The organism is Marinifilum sp. D737 (genome assembly GCF_026672275.1).
Classification (GTDB): domain Bacteria; phylum Bacteroidota; class Bacteroidia; order Bacteroidales; family Marinifilaceae; genus Marinifilum.
The window spans coordinates 129,306-146,592 of the sequence record NZ_JANQCD010000003.1; the positions used below are offsets into that span (position 1 = coordinate 129,306).

Here is a 17,287-nt window from a genome sequence, read left to right on the forward strand (position 1 = left end):
ATATCATTTATTGCTCTTTTTTTGCTGCCTGCAACAGCTCATATCATATGTTTTAGGAGCCATACTTACTTGGACTCACACCATAAAACTTTTTGAATGAAGTACTGAAATACTTAGGGTCGGAAAAGCCTGTGCTGTAAGCGATTTCACTAATGCTATATTTTCCTGTTTTTATAAGTTCAGCTGATTTTTTTAATCTGATAATTTTCACAAAATCCTGAGGAGACTGATCCGTCAATGCTTTTAGCTTTCTGTACAATACTGGTCTGCTCATAAAGAGTTTTTTACTGAACTCTTCAACCGAGAAATCGGTATTATCAAGATTTTCGTTTACAATATCCATACATTTCTGAATAAATTCCTGGTCGAGTTCATTTTTGTAATTGATTTGCTCTGTAGTGTCTTCCTGTTTCAAGAATTTCTCTTTCAGAACCTTATGAGAATTCAAAAGATTAGAGATTTTCGATTTTAAAATTCTCAAATCAAAAGGTTTCTCAATATACCCATCGGCACCTAATTCATAGCCTTCAATTTTGTAATCGGAAGAGGTTAGGGCTGTTACCAGTATAATTGGAATATGACAGGTTTCGATATTCTTTTTTAAATGATTACAGAATACTCTTCCATCCATTTCGGGCATCATAATATCCGATACAATAATATCAGGTTCTTCTTCTTTGATCAGTTCAAGAGCTTCTTTACCATTGGAAGCCTGCATAATTTGATACGAAGAGCTTAGTTCTTTTCCAAGAAAGGTATTCAGTTCTTTACTATCTTCTACAATTAAGAGTTTTGGAAGATTCGTATCTGGTTTTGGTAATTTATCTGCTTTGTTCTCTTTTACTTCAGGCTTAATGGAAGTTCTAAATACGGGAATGTATTTTTCGTCAGTTTGTTGGTCGATAAAATCGTTGACATTGAAATGCTTATTGCCCATTTTGAACTTGATAAAGAAGCTGGTGCCGGCTTTAGGTTTACTGGTAAAACTAATGGTGCCTGAATGAGCATTTACCAGTTGTTTCACAAGTAGCAAGCCTACGCCACTGCCGGTTTCCTCCGAGTTAATGGCATTTGTAGCACGGTAATATCTTTTAAAGATGTTTTCCTGTTGATTTTCAGGAATTCCTATCCCACTATCCTCAACTTTTATCAAACATTGATTACGCAGTAACTCAATGCATATGCTTATTTTTCCTTCCTCAGGAGTATATTTAATTGCATTGGAAATCAGGTTGTAAAAAATCTTGTCAAATTTTAAGTGGTCATACCATAATTCAATTACTTCCTGGCTTGATAGCAATTGAAAATGCAACCTTTTCTTTTCGAGCAGGGGTTGGAATGAACTGGATACTTCGGTCAGGTGTTCTACCAAATTGTGTCTGCCAACCTGCAGTTGCATCTTTTTCATTTCGGCCTTTTGAAAATCCAGGAGCTGAGTGAAATAGGTTGTGAGTTTATCTACATTTTTAAGAGCCATATGAAGCAATTCCGAATCTTGCTTAGGCAAATTTTCTCTTGACGAAAGGCTGGTTAAGGGCGATTTTATTAGAGTTAGTGGTGTTTTTAAGTCATGTGCTACATTAATGAAAAACTGAATTTTCTCATTGGAGTTCTTTTCTTGAATTCGGATTCGGATAAATTTGAAAATAAAACTAGCAATTCCTAAGAAAAGAATAAGGTAAATAGCATAAGCCCAGTAAGTTTGCCAGAAAGGAGGTTGTACCTTAATGGTAATTTCTCTTTGTTTTCCATTCCAATCATCTTGCAGGTTACTGGCTCTTACTTTAAATGTATAGGTTCCGGGATGAATGTTAGTATAGTTGGCTATGGAAGCAGAAGATGAAGGAGTCCATTCATCTTCGAATCCCTCTAATTTCCAAGAGTAACGATTCTTTACAGGATTAGTGTAGTTAATTCCTACAAAATCAAAAGAAAAGGAGTTTTGGTGGTAATCCAGCACAATTTCCCGGGTTAGGTCGATATGTTTTGAAAGTGGTGTATTAGGATTACCTATTGGATATGATTTATTGGATATTTTAAAATCCGTAAAAAATATCTTGGGCGCTATTAGTATTTTCTGAATCTGAAGAGGATCGAAGGATACAAAACCGCTTTCGCCTCCAAATATCATTTTACCCTGTGAGGTGATGCAAGAAGCTCCAATACTGAATTCTTTAATGGATAAACCATCCGAAATATCGTAATTAACAAACTTCCTGCCAGGAGGATTAAAAAGAGACAAGCCATTTGTCGTACTCAACCAAATTTGCTCCTTTTTGTCGGGAAGGATGCCATAAATTGTGTTAGAAGGTAAACCATCTTTCTTCGTAAAATGACTGAATTTCTCTGTTTTAGGATTGAAAATATTTAATCCACCTCCTTCTGTTCCAATATATACCTTGCCATTTTTATCTTCATAAAAACAAAAACAGGCACTACTGCTAATTGCATCAGGATTATTTTTGTCTGGCACAAAAAGTTTGAATTCCCCATTGCTTTTATTAAAAAGGTAGAATCCCTCACGACAACCAATATATAGGAAGTTGGAACTTCCTTCATATATATTCTGAACACTATAAATTGGATAAGAAATTATCTTTTTCGTAGTTGGATTGTATTTTAACAACTTTCCCCTGATTGAGCCAATCCATATATTCCCATCTCTGTCTTTTAAAATTTCATATACGTAAATGCTTCCTTCATTTTCTTCCAGCACATGTTTAGGAAATGCTGGCTGAATTTTGCCTGTCGATAAATTTAATTGATCTATTCCGCCACCATAACTGCCAATCCATATTTCGTTATTGCTCACCTGTTCAAGGCTAAGGATTGTATTGCTGCCTATTTGTTTCTTCTGATTTGTCCTGTTGTAAAAGTGTTGCCATTGATTGGTAGAAGGATTTAATTTGCTGATGCCTTTTTTGGTTCCAAACCACATGTTGCCAAATGAATCTTCAAGAACGGCCCTGCCTGTATTGTTGGCTAGAGAATTTTTCTTGTTTACAATGTGTTGTATTGGTTTAAAGGGTAGAAAGTTAGGGTCGTAAATGTTAACGCCTCCTCCGTAAGTAGCAATCCAAAAACGATTTTCGTCGTCACGCAGCAAATCATATACACCATTACTACTTAAAGAATTAGGTTTATCTTCGTTGTGATTAAAATTTCTCACAATTTCCAAAGATTCGTTGATTATATAGGCTCCAAGACCATCAACACCTACAAGATAGTATCCTGAATGAATAGGAATAATTTTTTTAATCCATATTCCATCTGCAATTTCACTGCTAAGACTATTGCATTTTATAATTTCTTTTTTGGCTAAGTCCCAAATAAAAACTCCATTGTCGATTGTACAGATCCATATTCGGTTTACTGCATCACGAAACAGGTAATTGCAATACGAATTTGACAATTGGTATTTGTTGGTTTTTAGTTCATTTAGCGGGCTTATTCTATAATTTTTAGCATCTATTTTAAATATCCCATTGCTTGTTCCAATAATAAAATGCTGTTGATCGAATGGCAGAATAGACAAAACTGGAGTGTTGATCTCTTTAATTTTAATCAAAGAATCTTCTTTTGATTTAAAAATGTAGGCTGAGTTATCAGCACCTATTAGGAGATTACCCTCACTATCTTCAGTCAATACATTGATACGCAAAGAAGCCAATTCTTTTGCGTTTGTGCCTTCTACCCTGAAATAAGTATCCTTTTCGGCATCATAGGAAAAAAGTCCATTTAGTGTTCCTACCCAAAGTTTGTCATTTTGATCCACTAATAAGGTTTTGGCAACATTTGTCTCCGAATTTAACTCATCTTCAGACATCAGTTTGTAATGTTTAAACTCATATCCATCGTATCGGTTAACCCCATTTCGTGTGCCGAACCAAAGAAGTCCTTTAGAATCTTCGGCAATAGAGTATACAATATTGTTGCTCAGTCCTTTGTGTATGGTAAGGTGCCTCAGGTCGATTCCTTTAACCGAAAAGCAAACTGAGATTAAAATTGAAGTAAGTAGTAAGTAAAATTTCTGCATCATATTGGCTAAAATATTCATCTCAATCAATAAAATTGACTGGTGATCAAACTTGTAACAAATATACGGATTGAAGCTTAAACTCGCAGAGAAACAGCGCGAAAAGAACGGAAAACACACCATTGAAGAACGATAGTTAAACCCTGGTATGTGACAACAGAAAGTATTTTCGTTTCTTTGTTGCAGAAAGAAATGTTAACGCTGTTAAGAAAGGATTTTAGTATTATTCTTTAATCTGGAAACCATGGTGTTTATTGCATTACAGAGCCCTTTGTTATTTTATGGCAAAGGTTAGGACATGTAGTTTGCAATTTAAGTTTAAGAAGAAGGTGTGAATGTTGAGTGATTATCTTCTTTAGGCTCAGAAAAACAGGTTGTTACCATTGGAGGTTTGCTTCGGAATAAGATGGAGAGAACGGTAATTTAAGCTTTTAGAACTATGAATGAACCCGTTTCGATTGTGGGATAGCGAATTTAGCAACTGTTAACATTAAATCTAAATTTCAATGAAACGACTTAAAATTATTCTTTTATTTCTGTTTTTGGGGCTGCAATCCTTTGCACAAAGCCAAATAACAGGAACAATAAGCGGAACTGACGGGTTGACCCTACCCGGTGTAAATGTATTGGTAAAAGGTACATCTGTTGGTACTACTACCGATATTAACGGAAAATACACGATTGAAGTTCCGGGAACAGAAGCGATCTTACTGTATTCTTTTATTGGTTTTGAAAGTCAGGAAATTCCTGTAGGAAACCAAAAGGTGATTGATATAGTATTGCAACAATCAACTGAATCACTGGAAGAGGTTGTAGTTGTAGGCTATGGTGAAGTTCGCAAACGTGATGTTACTGGTTCTATTTCAAAAGTAAAAGAGTCCGAAAACGTTGCCAGACAATACTCCAGCGTTGATGCTCTTTTGCAAGGGCGTTCTTCAGGTGTACAGGTAGTATCTAATCCGGGTTCTCCGGGAGCAGCGGTAAGTGTTCGTATTCGTGGTACAAACAGTTTGCGTGGAAACAACGAACCATTATATGTGGTTGATGGTGTTATTATTAGTTCTGCAGGTGAGGATGTATTGGATGCTTCAACAGATGCCAATGAGCTTCAGGCTCCTCAGAATGGGTTGACAGGTTTGAATCCTCGTGATATTGAAAGTATCGAAATTTTAAAAGATGCTTCGGCAACAGCAATTTACGGTTCTCGTGGTGCAAATGGTGTAGTTTTAATTACTACCAAGCAAGGTCAAAAAGGCGATGGCAAAGCAAAAATTAATGCCTATGGTTCTGTTGAGTTTTCATGGATTTCGAAGAAGTTAGACATGCTTGATGGTGTGGGATATGCGAAATATCGTAATGAAACTGCATTGTTGGAAGGAAATAAAGTAAACTTCCATATCTCTCCTGACAATAAAGTGTATGACATTACCTATGTAACGGATCCTAATACAGGAATAGAATCTCCGGTTATTGCACAGAATCCTATGGAGGATAAAAACTGGCAGGATGAAGTATATGAAATGGGAATTACTCATACCGAAGGTGTAACCGTTAGTGGTAGAGGTGAGAAGTCGAAATATTATTTCTCGGCTGGTTTTGCTGATCAGAAAGGGATTGTTGAAACTTCGCAAATTCAAAGAGGAGACCTTCGATTAAATATGACCAACGAACTAACTGATAAGTTAGAGTTGGATACCAGAGTTTCCATGATGTACCAGGATGGAAGTTTTGCACAATCAGGAAGTAAATCGGGAGGGAACCGAAGCTTTACCAAGCAGGTATTGTCGTATACTCCACTTGTAGGTTTTGGAGATGAAGATAGTGATGACCTAGATCTTGATGTTTCAAATCCATATGCCTGGCTTACTGATTACCAGGATGAAACCAAGGAGCTTAGAATTAATGCTTCATCATCACTTACTTACGAATTGGCAAAAGGATTAAAGTATAAGATTCAAGGAGGATTGGACTATCGTAATAAAGACAGGTCAAGATTCTGGAATACAGGTGTATTTAAAGGACAGAAGGAAAATGGTGTATTGGCCATGTCTACCCTTGATCGCTATTCTTATACAATGGATAACCTGTTGATGTACAACACAAAGTTGAATGAGAACCACCGTATCAATACTACTGTTGGTGTTACCTTCGATGGAAGTCATGCAGAAGCTTCGGTATATGAGGTTACCGACTTTCCAATTAAATCATTAGGGATAGATGCTCCTGAATTGGGACGTATTATTACCCAGCCATTGGATAAGATTACAACCGAAGAGTCAATTCTTTCATTCCTGGGGCGTGTGAACTATAGTTTAATGGATAAGTATGTATTTACCGTTAGTTTCCGTGCCGATGGATCTTCTAAATTTGCCGATGACAACAAATATGGTTACTTCCCGGCGGCTGCTTTTGCATGGAGAATGATTGAAGAAGATTTTGTAAAAGACCTAAACGTTTTTGAGAATTTAAAATTAAGAATGGGATGGGGACAAACAGGTAACCAGGCCATTGATGCTTATAGTACACTTAAAAACTACAATACGGTATACTATGTAGATTCCAATAATAATACATCTATCGGAAATGTGGCAGGAAACATTTCAAATCCTGATTTGACCTGGGAAACAACTACCCAATACAATGCAGGTTTGGATATGTCATTTTTCAGAGGTCGTTTGAGCCTGGTAACAGATGTTTACTATAAGAGAACAGAAGATCTTTTGCAGGAAATTCAAATTGGTTCTTCCAATGGTTTTACAACAATGCCAATTAACAGAGGAGAGATTGAAAACAAAGGGATTGAGCTATCTCTTGATGGAATTATTATCGATAAGAAAGACATTTCATTAAATGTTGGTGGTCATATCTCCTTTAACAGAAATAAAGTAGTTGAATTGGGCTTGGATCCATCTTCGGTATGGAACAATGGAGTTGAATCGAAAGAGGTATTCTACCTGGGAAACAATGTTTCTACAGGAACATATTTTAAAGCTCCTGCCAATATTTTTATGGAGGGTAAAGCTGTTGGAATGCTTTGGGGATATAAAACCAATGGGATTTATCAGAATGAGGCAGCGGCAGCAGAAGGACCAACTTACCAGGGAAATGCTAATGTAGCAGGTGATGTTGTTTTTGTAGATCAGAATGGTGATGGCAATATCAATGAATTGGATAGAACCTTTATTGGAGATCCAAATCCTGATTTTACTTATGGTTTTAATATCAATTTTAATTACAAGCGCTTTACTGCCAGTGCATTGTTCGAGGGAGTGTATGGCAACCAGATTGCCAATGGAAACTCAATGGAGATTGCATTTGCAGAAGGAAACAGTAAAAATGTACTTTCCGAAGCATATTACAAAGCATGGCGTCCGGGAGCAGCATCCAGTTCTCACCCAAGAGTTGGTTACGATTTAAATGAAGTGTTCACCGATCGTATTGTGGAAGATGGCAGCTATTTCAGAATGAGCAATATCACTTTAGGTTACGATCTTCCGGTAGAATCTCTTGGTCTTAGCAAAGTGAACCTATATGTAACAGGACGCAACCTGTTTACCATTACAGATTATAGTGGATACGATCCGCAGGTAACAAGTTTTATGTACGACGGAACCATTATGGGAGTTGACTGGACAGGTACTCCTAATGCCAAAAGCTTTTTGGTTGGTTTAAATGTAACATTCTAAGGATCTATAAAACGAAAAATTATGAAATTAAAGATAAAAAATATACTTTCTTTCATCTTGGTAGGAGCAATGTTGGGAGCATGTTCCTTAGATGAAGATCCAACTTTTCCTTCAGAAGAATTGCTTTTTTCGGATATTGAAGGAGCGAATACTGTTTTAAATGGTTGCTATTCCGGATTAGCTGATTTTAATTATTGGGGTGCAGATTTTCATCACCTTACCGATTTGGGTTCGGGAATGTACAACACCAATAAAGATGCAAACTTAAAGGATATTGCAGCTTTAAATCCATACTCTTCTCAAAATTACGTAGAGAATGTTTGGAAAGGATGTTTCAGAGCCATTGAGCGTTGCAATGATTTAATTGCAGGTATAAACAAGAGCAGTTTAAGTGAAGATGCTACCAGGGATATGTTGGGACAAGCTTACTTCCTAAGAGCATTTACTTACTTTAACCTTGTTCGTTTGTATGGTAAAGCACCATTACGTACCGAGCCTGCCAGCAGCGAAAATGTAAATGCAGGATTGAGTTCTTCAGCTCAAATTTATGAACAGCTTATTTCTGATGCTAAATTGGCAAAAGAAAATCTGGATGAATACAGACTAGATGGTCGCCCTACAACTTATGCTGCAAGCATGTTACTTGCAAAAGTATATATGACTCTGGCAGCTAATCAAACCAGTGCAGAAACAGAATATTGGCAGTTGGCTTACAATGAAGCAATCGAAGTGTATGGAAAATTCTCATTGGTTGCTGATTATCGTAGCCTATGGTTCGAAGAAACCAGCAACTATACTTCTGAATCCATTTTTGAGATTGCAGGAAATGTTGAAAATACACTTCGTCACCTACAACTTTTTACGGCCAGTAATGGTAACCTGGGGAGAAGTGTTTGGGGAAGAATTAAGCCTAATGTGGAAATGTATGACCAGCATGCAGCAGCTTATTCTGCCGATCCAAGAATTGGAGCAACTTTCCAGACAGAGTGGTACAAATACAATTCAACAGGAAAAGCTACGCTTCAGAAAACTTATCCTGTTTTCAAAGGCAGACAGAATAAGGATAAAAGTTATCCCTTTCTTGCCAAATATTTCATAAAGAACCCAGAATCTTTAAATTATAATACAAATATGAATTTGGTAGCATATCGTTACAGCGATTTGTTATTGATGCTGGCTGAAATAGAGAATGAACTGAATGGACCTGCCAATGCATATCAATATGTGAACGAAGTATTGGATCGTGCAAGAAATTCGGCAGATACACCTACGGCTGAACCAACAGACTGGACTGGCTTAAGTCAGGAACAATTCAGAGAAGCAATTATGGCAGAGTACAATTTTGAGTTGTTAGGAGAAGGACACGATTGGTTCAATGTTCGAAGAAGAGGATATGACTATTTTAAGGAAAAAGTAATTGACGCGCATAACAATACTCCAATCTATAATTTTACTAAATCAAGAGATGTTGAATATGCAGACAATGCGAGAACAATGTTGTTCCCAATTCCAGCGTCTGAAATTACGGCGAATCCTAATATTTCTGCCTCAGATCAAAATCCTGGATATTAAAACAAGTCCGAATGTATGATTGAATATGTGTTGGTCGTTTTTGGCTAGTACCAACGCATATTTATCACTAACCAAAAAATCTGAAAAAATGAAGAATTATATACGAACATATTTCATGTTTGCAGCATTGCTTGTACCTGTTTTTACAGCTTGTGATGATTCAAGTGAAATTAGTCCATTAGAAAAAGAACTATCCTTACCAGTTCTTTCAGCATATGAAACAGTGTCCTCAGGACCAAAAGAGTTGATTCAAACCGCAGAGGCAAATGTTAATGTTGCCATAGGCGATTATTCTTTTAATTTGGCAGGAGTTAGTACCGATAGTGGTGAAGATATTAGTGCTGTATCCGATTTGTTTAGCATTGATACTGAAACAGGAGTGATATCGATTAGCTCGACAAATGGTAAGAGTGCTTCAGAACTTGCATTTGGCAGATACAGCTTTAGCGTTGGTGTTAGTCATATTGGTGGTGTAGAAGTTTTTGAAAATATTGCTGCCATCGATATTGTTGATTTGCCTTTTACCATTGCTTACAATAACAACCAGTTTGAATTGGCTTTCGGACAGTTGGGAGAATTTGCCACAGTTGCAGTAAGTAGCGACAATGAAAACCTTGAAGTATTAAGCTATGAATTAACGGCGGCTCCGGAAGGTATCGAGATTAATGGTACAACGGGAGCATTGAGTAAAACCTCTAAGAATGTACCGGCAGGAGTGCACCAGTTGTCACTAAAAGTTCAAACCAACGAAGGAGTTAAGAACTTTACTAACCTTGTTGAGTTGACCGTAGGTGACCGACCACAATTGTATTACACAAACAATGGAGTACAGTTTACAAATGTAGCGATCTCTTCATGGTCTGGCTTTAGTACTGCAATTGGAGGAAAAACTGAAGATCTGGGTACTGGTTTGTCATACAGTTTAAAGGATACCGATATCCAAGGTTTAAGTATTGATGCCAATTCGGGTGAAATTACACTGGCAGAAGACAGCAATCTAAATGAAGGAAACTACACTGTCAATATTACAGTAGTGGATGAAGCTGGTTTTGAAGTAAACTATAATGAACTCTTTACCATTTCTGTAGCCAATAGCTGGGAACAGATTGCAATGGATGATATAGATGTATCGGCTTATGCGGATAAAGAAGCTCGTCCGGTGAATGACCAGTATGCCTATTTCGAAACAAGCAAGTTAAATGCTTCTGCAGTTGAGTTTATCTCATACAAACATGCACCTGATGGAGGTACAGGTTTTGTTGCCTACGGATGGTCTTTCAATCTTGGTAAGAACCTGGAAATTGATGCTCCATTATTGCGCGAAGTTAATATGGATGGCACTTACCGAAAAATGAAGGTTTCCTTTGGAGAAACTTCGGTTGGTAAAATTCAGTCGGATAATGTATTAAGAAGGTTGTACTTTGGATATACCAAAACAGAACTTATTGACAATTCAAACTTTGTAGATGCGGAGTGGAACTTATTAATTGATGAGAATAGCGACAAGTGGGCTGTAAATAATTATAAAACAGATTTTAAACAGATCGAAACAGAATTTGTAATTGATGATCCTGCTCAAGACAAGCTATACTTGCAATGGAGAGTAACATCTACTACACCAGCAACAGGCTTTACAAGAGCTTGCTTCAATGCTGTAAAGATTGAAGTTGTGAAGAAAACAGCTCCTGTTTTTGAAGAATAATTGAATAGAAGCTCTTTTTAGGTCAACGGAAAGATGACTTGAAAAGAAATAAATAAGTAAAGGAGAGTTGAGGATGGTTTATTCCATCATCCTCTCCTTTTTTTTAACCCTTTTTTTTGAGATCCATCTCAAGGAGTGATTTCAAAACAGACCAGAACAATCTAATTATGAAACGAATAAAAAACTCCTCACTTTTGTTAACTGGCTTACTGGGGCTGGCAGCTACAGAATCCTGTTCCGTTCATCAGGAGGAAGTTAAGCCCAATATCCTATACTTTCTTGTGGATGATATGGGGGGAATGGATGCCCATTATCTGGGGTCGGATTTTTATGAAACCCCAAATATGGATAGGCTGGCATCTCAGGGGGTAAAATTTACCAATGCCTACGTTAGCCATCCGCGTTGTGTTCCATCCCGTTATTCAATAATGACAGGGAAATATCCGGCAAGAATAAACCGTCCGGGGCCAGGAAAAATGAAGCTTGAAGAATTAACTGTTGCAGAAGGTTTGAAGGAAGCTGGCTACTCTACATTCTTTGCTGGCAAATGGCATCTGACGATGGGAGGAGAAAGTATGCCGGAGAATCAAGGTTTTGACTACAATATTGCAGGAGGAAATGCAGGAGCACCTATTTCTTATTTTTACCCCTATAATTCACCTGCACATCACCAGTTTAAAACACCTATCCTGGGACTGGAAGATTGTCATGAAGACGAATATCTTACCGACAGATTAACCACCGAGACAATTGAGTATTTGAAGCAACATGTTGGCAATCATCCGGATCAACCTTTTTTTGCTTTCCTGTCTCATTACGGAGTGCATGAGCCTTTTCATGCTAAGAAAGAGTACATTGAAAAGTTTAAAAGGAAATTGGACTCCATTGAATTTAAGCAGCCAGAATTTATCAGAGAAAGTCATGGATATACTAAAATGAGGCAAGACAATGCTGAATATGCTGCCATGCTTTACAGTGTAGACGAGAGTTTAGGGAGGCTTATGAAAACATTGGAAGACCTAAAACAAATGGACAATACGATTGTAGTATTTTACTCTGACAATGGAGGATTATCAAATACAGGAACGGAAGTTCGTCCATTGGCTACCTCAAATTATCCATTGGCTACCTCAAATTATCCATTGCGAGCCGGTAAAGGTCATTTGTATGAAGGCGGAGTGCGTGTTCCTTTGTTCGTAAAATGGAATGGAGTGACAAAACCAGGTTCCGTTTGTAATGCATTTATTACGGGTACAGACTTTTTTCCCACTTTTCTGGAGGCAAGTGGAATGAGCTTGCGCCCACAGGATCATTTAGATGGTCAAAGTTTTCTTTGGGCATTGAAGGGAGAACAGAACCCTAATCCACAACGAGCAATTTACTGGCACAACTGTTTGGCCAGACCATTAAGAACAGGAGACTACAATAGCACAGCAGTAAGAAGGGGCAAGTATAAGCTTATCGATTTTTATCTGAAAGATTCTTTGGAATTGTATAATGTAGAAGATGATATTATGGAGAGCGAGAACCTTGCCGACAAGCTACCTGAAGAGCGAGATGAGCTATTGCAACTAATTCAGCACTGGCGCAAGAATGTAAATGCGAATATGACAATGAAGGAGAGTAAAAGTACAGTAAAAGAGTACAATCATTAATTGCTCACTGAGCTGTGAAATACAATTTTGGATAAGATTAAACCTGTGGTTTTTTATATCTTCTAAGTCTTAAAATCAAAAAAATGAATTACAAAAATATATTGCTTACCGGAATGGTGGGATTGGGATTAACACCAGCCTGTACTCCTGAAAAGAAAGAGATAAAACCAAATGTATTGTTCTTTCTGGTTGATGATATGGGGTGGATGGATGCAGGCTATCAAGGCTCAAAATTCTATGAGACTCCCAATATCGACAAACTGGCTGAGCAGGGAGTACAATTTACAAATGCCTATGCTACGCACCCAAGGTGTGTGCCTTCAAGGTATTCTTTGATTACAGGAAAATATCCCGCAAGGGCACAAATGCCTGGACCGGGCGAGGGAAAACTTCGACCTGGAGATGAAGGCAAGCTAAAGGCTGATGAAGTTTGTTTGGCTGATGCTCTAAAGGCAGGTGGATATTCTACTTTTTTTGCCGGTAAATGGCACTTGGCAACCTCAGGAACATACCCACAGAATGTAGGTTTCGATATCAATATTGCAGGAGGCCATGCTGGATCTCCAATTTCGTACTTCTATCCTTACAATGACGGAAAACAAGCAGGCAAAAAGAATCCGATAGAAGGTCTGGATGAAGGAACCAAAGGGGAATATTTGACAGACAGGATTACGGAAGAAACGGTTGAATATATTGAAAGTCAGGTTGCAAATCATCCGGATCAACCTTTTCTGGCATATGTATCTCATTATGCAGTTCATGAACCCTTGGAGGCCAAGGAAGAATATGTGAATAAGTTTAAACAGAAACTTAAGACCATGAGCTACGAAGCACCTGAATTCATTGAAGAAGGAACTGGAACCACGAAAATGAGGCAAGACGATCCGGTTTACGCAGCCATGATTTACAGCATGGATGAAAGTTTGGGAAGGATTATCAAAACATTGGAAAAGCTGGGACAACTTGATAATACCATCATCATCTTTTTCTCTGATAATGGTGGTTTGTCGAACAGAGGTTTTAGGCCTAGAAGGGTAGCTACCTCCAATTATCCTTTGCGAGCAGGAAAAGGACATTTGTATGAAGGGGGAGTCAGGGAACCTATGATTGTGAAATGGCCTGGAGTTACTAAGGCAGGAACAAAGACTGATGCAATTGTAACGGGAACGGATTTTTTTCCTACGATTCTGGAAATGGCTGGCTTGCCATTACAACAGGAAGCTCATGTTGATGGGGAGAGTTTTGCCTGGGCTCTGACCAGGGATAAAGTCCCAAAAAAGGATAGGGCTATTTTTTGGCACTCACCAATCTCTCGCCCTCATGCAACAGGAGATGAGAACTGTAGTGCCATTAGAAAAGGGCCTTACAAGCTGATTGAGTGGTATGATGAAGGTCGAATTGAATTGTACGATCTGGAAAAAGATATTCAAGAGAAAGACAATATAGCAGGTGAAAATCCTAAACTAGTTAAAGAACTCTTAGTGGAACTCACAGACTGGAAAAAAGAAGTGAATGCGTATATAAAGGAATAATTTTATAGTGATAAAAGTACTAGTTGTAGTAACTGCAAAATATATTAAATAATGAATTTGAATTTTAAATCATTATCCTGTTTAGGACTTGGATTATTGGGTGCCATGGGTGCCATGGCTGTAAAGAAGGAAAAACCAAATATATTGTATTTCCTGGTAGATGACATGGGGTGGACTGATACGGGTTATCAGGGATCAAAATTCTACGAAACACCAAATATTGACAAGTTGGCACAGGAAGGGGTTAAATTTACAAATGCCTATGTAAGTCATCCTCGTTGTTTGCCATCGCGTTATTCTATTATAACAGGAAAATACCCGGCTAGAGATTGGGTGCCAGGATCAAATGAGAAACAATTAAAAGGAGGAGAGACTACCTTTGCTGTGCCATTTAAAGAGGCTGGGTACTCAACTTATTTTACCGGGAAATGGCATTTGGCTTCCAATGAAAGTTTACCGGAAGATCAAGGGTTTGAAATTAACATTGGCGGAGGTCACGCAGGAGCACCTACATCTTATTTCTATCCATATAATGTAAGGAAGAGTGGAAAACCTGGTAAGGAGCGTCCTATTCATGGATTGGATGAAGGAGTAGAGGGCGAGTATCTTACCGATAGATTGACTGATGAAACCATTCAGTATTTGAAAAAGCAACATGAGGAAACACCAGAGAAACCATTCCTTGCCTACGTATCGCATTATGCTGTTCATACCCCTTTTCAGGCGAAAGAGGAGTATGTGAAAAAGTTCAGAAAGAAATTAAAAACAATGCATTACGATGGACCTGAGTATATCAGCGAGGGTACGGGGCAAAGAAAAATGCGTCAGGATAATGCTGTTTATGCAGCCATGATTTACAGCATGGATGAGAGTTTGGGCCGTTTGGTGAAAACCCTCAAAGAGTTGGGAGAGTACGACAATACCATTATCATTTTATTTTCTGATAACGGTGGTTTGTCGAATCGAGGAACAAATCAGCGTCAATTGGCTACTACCAATACCCCATTGAAGGCCGGAAAGGGACATCTTTATGAAGGTGGAATTCGTGAGCCTATGCTTGTAAGATGGCCAGGAGTAACCAAAGCTGGAACAGAAACAGATGCTGTGATTATCGGATCAGACTTTTTCCCAACAATGCTTGATATGGCCGGATTGCCATTGCATCCTGAAGCTCACCTTGATGGAGAAAGCTTTGTTTGGGCATTAAAAAACAAGGCAAATCCAAATCCTGATCGTGCATTTTTCTGGCATTCGCCAACAGGAAGACCTCATTCAACAGGTGATTCTAACTGTAGTGCTGTTCGCCAGGGCGATTATAAACTGATGGAATTCTTTGACCAGGGACGAGTGGAGCTTTACAATGTGAAAGAAGATATATCTGAAGCGAATAACTTAAGTGAAGAAATGCCTGAGAAAACGGCAGAGATGTTGGAAACCCTTCATAACTGGAAGAAAGAAATTGACGCCTTTAAAAAAGTAAAGAAGGACAAAAACAAGAAGAAGGGAAAAGGCAAAGGCAAGAAAGGTAAAAAGGTACAAAGTCATTAGTAATTATCGACAAATAACTAAGGACTTGTAACGAATTACAATAAAAAACGCAATCAATGAATGGATTTAAATATGCAGTTGCAGGCTTAGGGCTGGGGTTATGCTTTAATATGGCGGCCCAAGCTCAGCAATTGCCAAAGCTAGAAAAAATTAAAAAACAAAAGCCACGTAATGTGATCTTCATTTTGACCGATGATCACCGTAACGATTTCATGGGCTTTACAGGGAAAGTACCTTGGCTGGAAACACCTAATATGGACAAACTGGCTAAAGAAGGTGCTCATTTCAAGAATACATTTGTTACCACCTCTTTGTGTTCGCCAAGTCGTGCATCTATTTTAACAGGTCAGTATTCGCATTGTCATACAATTGTAGATAATTATGCACCAGATCCTGGCAATCTTGTTTATTTTCCACAATACCTCCAAAAAGTAGGGTATGAAACGGCTTTCCTTGGAAAATGGCATATGGGTGACCATGGTGATAAACCACAGCCGGGTTTTGATCATTGGGAAAGTTTCAAAGGACAAGGAATCTATTACAATCCCGAATTGAATATTAACGGGGAGCGTATTCAGTATAAGGACTCAACCTACATTACGGACTTGTTGACTGAACATGCCATCGACTGGTTGGATCACAGAGACAAGGATAAACCTTTTTTTATGTATCTATCTCACAAGGCGGTTCATGCTGAATTTGAGCCTGCCAAAAGACATAAAGGCAGATACAAAGGAAAAAAAATCACATTGCCTCCAACTTTCGACCAGACCAAAAATGGTGAATACCAGGATTTAAAATGGCCGGAATGGGTAAAGCAGCAGCGCATTAGTTGGCATGGTGTTGATTATATGTACCATGGAAATGCTGATTTTAATGAAATGGTGCAGAAATATTGTGAGACATTACTAGGCGTTGACGAGAGCATTGGTTCTGTTTTGGATTATCTTAAAGAGCATGATCTTGATGAATCTACCATGGTTATTTACATGGGAGATAATGGCTTTAGCTGGGGAGAGCATGGTTTGATTGATAAAAGACATTTCTACGAAGAGTCGGTTAAAGTTCCTTTCCTGGTTCGTTGTCCTGAACTTTTCAAAGGAGGGAAAACAATAGAAAAAATGGTGCAAAATATTGATGTTGCGCCTACTATACTGGAAATGGCTGGATTGAATAAGCCTGAATACATGCCGGGACATTCATTTACACCATTACTGAAAGGTGATGAAAGCAATTGGAGAGATCGTATTTTCTATGAATACTATTGGGAGTATGATTTTCCAATGACCCCAACCGTTTTTGGTCTGCGTACCGATCAATACAAATACATTCGCTATCATGGTGTTTGGGATAGAAATGAATTGTATGACATTAAAAATGATCCCGATGAAATGTACAATTTGATTGATAAGCCAGAACATCAAGAACTGGTGAAAGATTTGGCCAATCAGCTATATGATTGGTTGGAAAATACCGATGGTATGAATATTCCTTTAAAGCGAACAGTAAAATATCGTTGGGGCGATTATCGTCATGAAAATCAATATTAATAAAGG

General features: G+C 38.1%; 8 protein-coding genes. 7 read left to right on the plus strand and 1 reads right to left on the minus strand.

The window, feature by feature from the left end:
- Positions 1–52: 52 nt before the first annotated feature.
- Positions 53–4,057 (minus strand): hybrid sensor histidine kinase/response regulator transcription factor, encoded by a 4,005-nt coding sequence (locus NQ163_RS03785; protein WP_268188955.1) that lies wholly within the window; start codon positions 4,055–4,057, stop codon positions 53–55.
- Between the two features lie 485 nt (positions 4,058–4,542).
- On the opposite strand from NQ163_RS03785, the gene NQ163_RS03790 reads away from it, so the two are divergent.
- The 7 genes from NQ163_RS03790 to NQ163_RS03820 all read left to right on the plus strand — a co-directional run bounded on the left by NQ163_RS03790 (position 4,543) and on the right by NQ163_RS03820 (position 17,281).
- Complete coding sequence (locus NQ163_RS03790) at positions 4,543–7,722, plus strand: SusC/RagA family TonB-linked outer membrane protein (protein WP_268188956.1); 3,180 nt, start codon at positions 4,543–4,545, stop codon at positions 7,720–7,722.
- A 21-nt stretch (positions 7,723–7,743) separates the two neighbouring features.
- Positions 7,744–9,294 carry a RagB/SusD family nutrient uptake outer membrane protein gene (locus NQ163_RS03795; protein ID WP_268188957.1) on the plus strand — a complete coding sequence of 517 codons (1,551 nt, stop codon included), beginning with the start codon at positions 7,744–7,746 and terminating at the stop codon, positions 9,292–9,294.
- Between the two features lie 88 nt (positions 9,295–9,382).
- Positions 9,383–10,996, plus strand: a complete 1,614-nt coding sequence (locus NQ163_RS03800) for a hypothetical protein (RefSeq protein WP_268188958.1) — start codon at positions 9,383–9,385, stop codon at positions 10,994–10,996.
- A gap of 167 nt (positions 10,997–11,163) precedes the next feature.
- Positions 11,164–12,651: a sulfatase gene (locus NQ163_RS03805; protein WP_268188959.1), complete on the plus strand. Its 1,488-nt coding sequence runs from the start codon at positions 11,164–11,166 to the stop codon at positions 12,649–12,651.
- 83 nt (positions 12,652–12,734) lie between these two features.
- Entirely contained in the window at positions 12,735–14,183 is a 1,449-nt protein-coding gene (locus NQ163_RS03810; protein ID WP_268188960.1) for a sulfatase, read from the plus strand.
- Between the two features lie 51 nt (positions 14,184–14,234).
- Complete coding sequence (locus NQ163_RS03815; RefSeq protein WP_268188961.1) at positions 14,235–15,731, plus strand: sulfatase; 1,497 nt, start codon at positions 14,235–14,237, stop codon at positions 15,729–15,731.
- A 56-nt stretch (positions 15,732–15,787) separates the two neighbouring features.
- Positions 15,788–17,281 (plus strand): sulfatase family protein, encoded by a 1,494-nt coding sequence (locus NQ163_RS03820; RefSeq protein ID WP_120239164.1) that lies wholly within the window; start codon positions 15,788–15,790, stop codon positions 17,279–17,281.
- Positions 17,282–17,287 lie beyond the last annotated feature (6 nt).

What these genes read in the sequence shown, in the direction of transcription:
- NQ163_RS03785 (WP_268188955.1), bottom strand. Translation starts at nt 4,057, where the DNA reads ATGAATATTTTAGCCAATATGATGCAGAAATTTTACTTACTACTTACT.
- NQ163_RS03810 (WP_268188960.1), top strand. Translation starts at nt 12,735, where the DNA reads ATGAATTACAAAAATATATTGCTTACCGGAATGGTGGGATTGGGATTA.
- NQ163_RS03800 (WP_268188958.1), top strand. Translation starts at nt 9,383, where the DNA reads ATGAAGAATTATATACGAACATATTTCATGTTTGCAGCATTGCTTGTA.
- NQ163_RS03805 (WP_268188959.1), top strand. Translation starts at nt 11,164, where the DNA reads ATGAAACGAATAAAAAACTCCTCACTTTTGTTAACTGGCTTACTGGGG.
- NQ163_RS03815 (WP_268188961.1), top strand. Translation starts at nt 14,235, where the DNA reads ATGAATTTGAATTTTAAATCATTATCCTGTTTAGGACTTGGATTATTG.
- NQ163_RS03790 (WP_268188956.1), top strand. Translation starts at nt 4,543, where the DNA reads ATGAAACGACTTAAAATTATTCTTTTATTTCTGTTTTTGGGGCTGCAA.
- NQ163_RS03820 (WP_120239164.1), top strand. Translation starts at nt 15,788, where the DNA reads ATGAATGGATTTAAATATGCAGTTGCAGGCTTAGGGCTGGGGTTATGC.
- NQ163_RS03795 (WP_268188957.1), top strand. Translation starts at nt 7,744, where the DNA reads ATGAAATTAAAGATAAAAAATATACTTTCTTTCATCTTGGTAGGAGCA.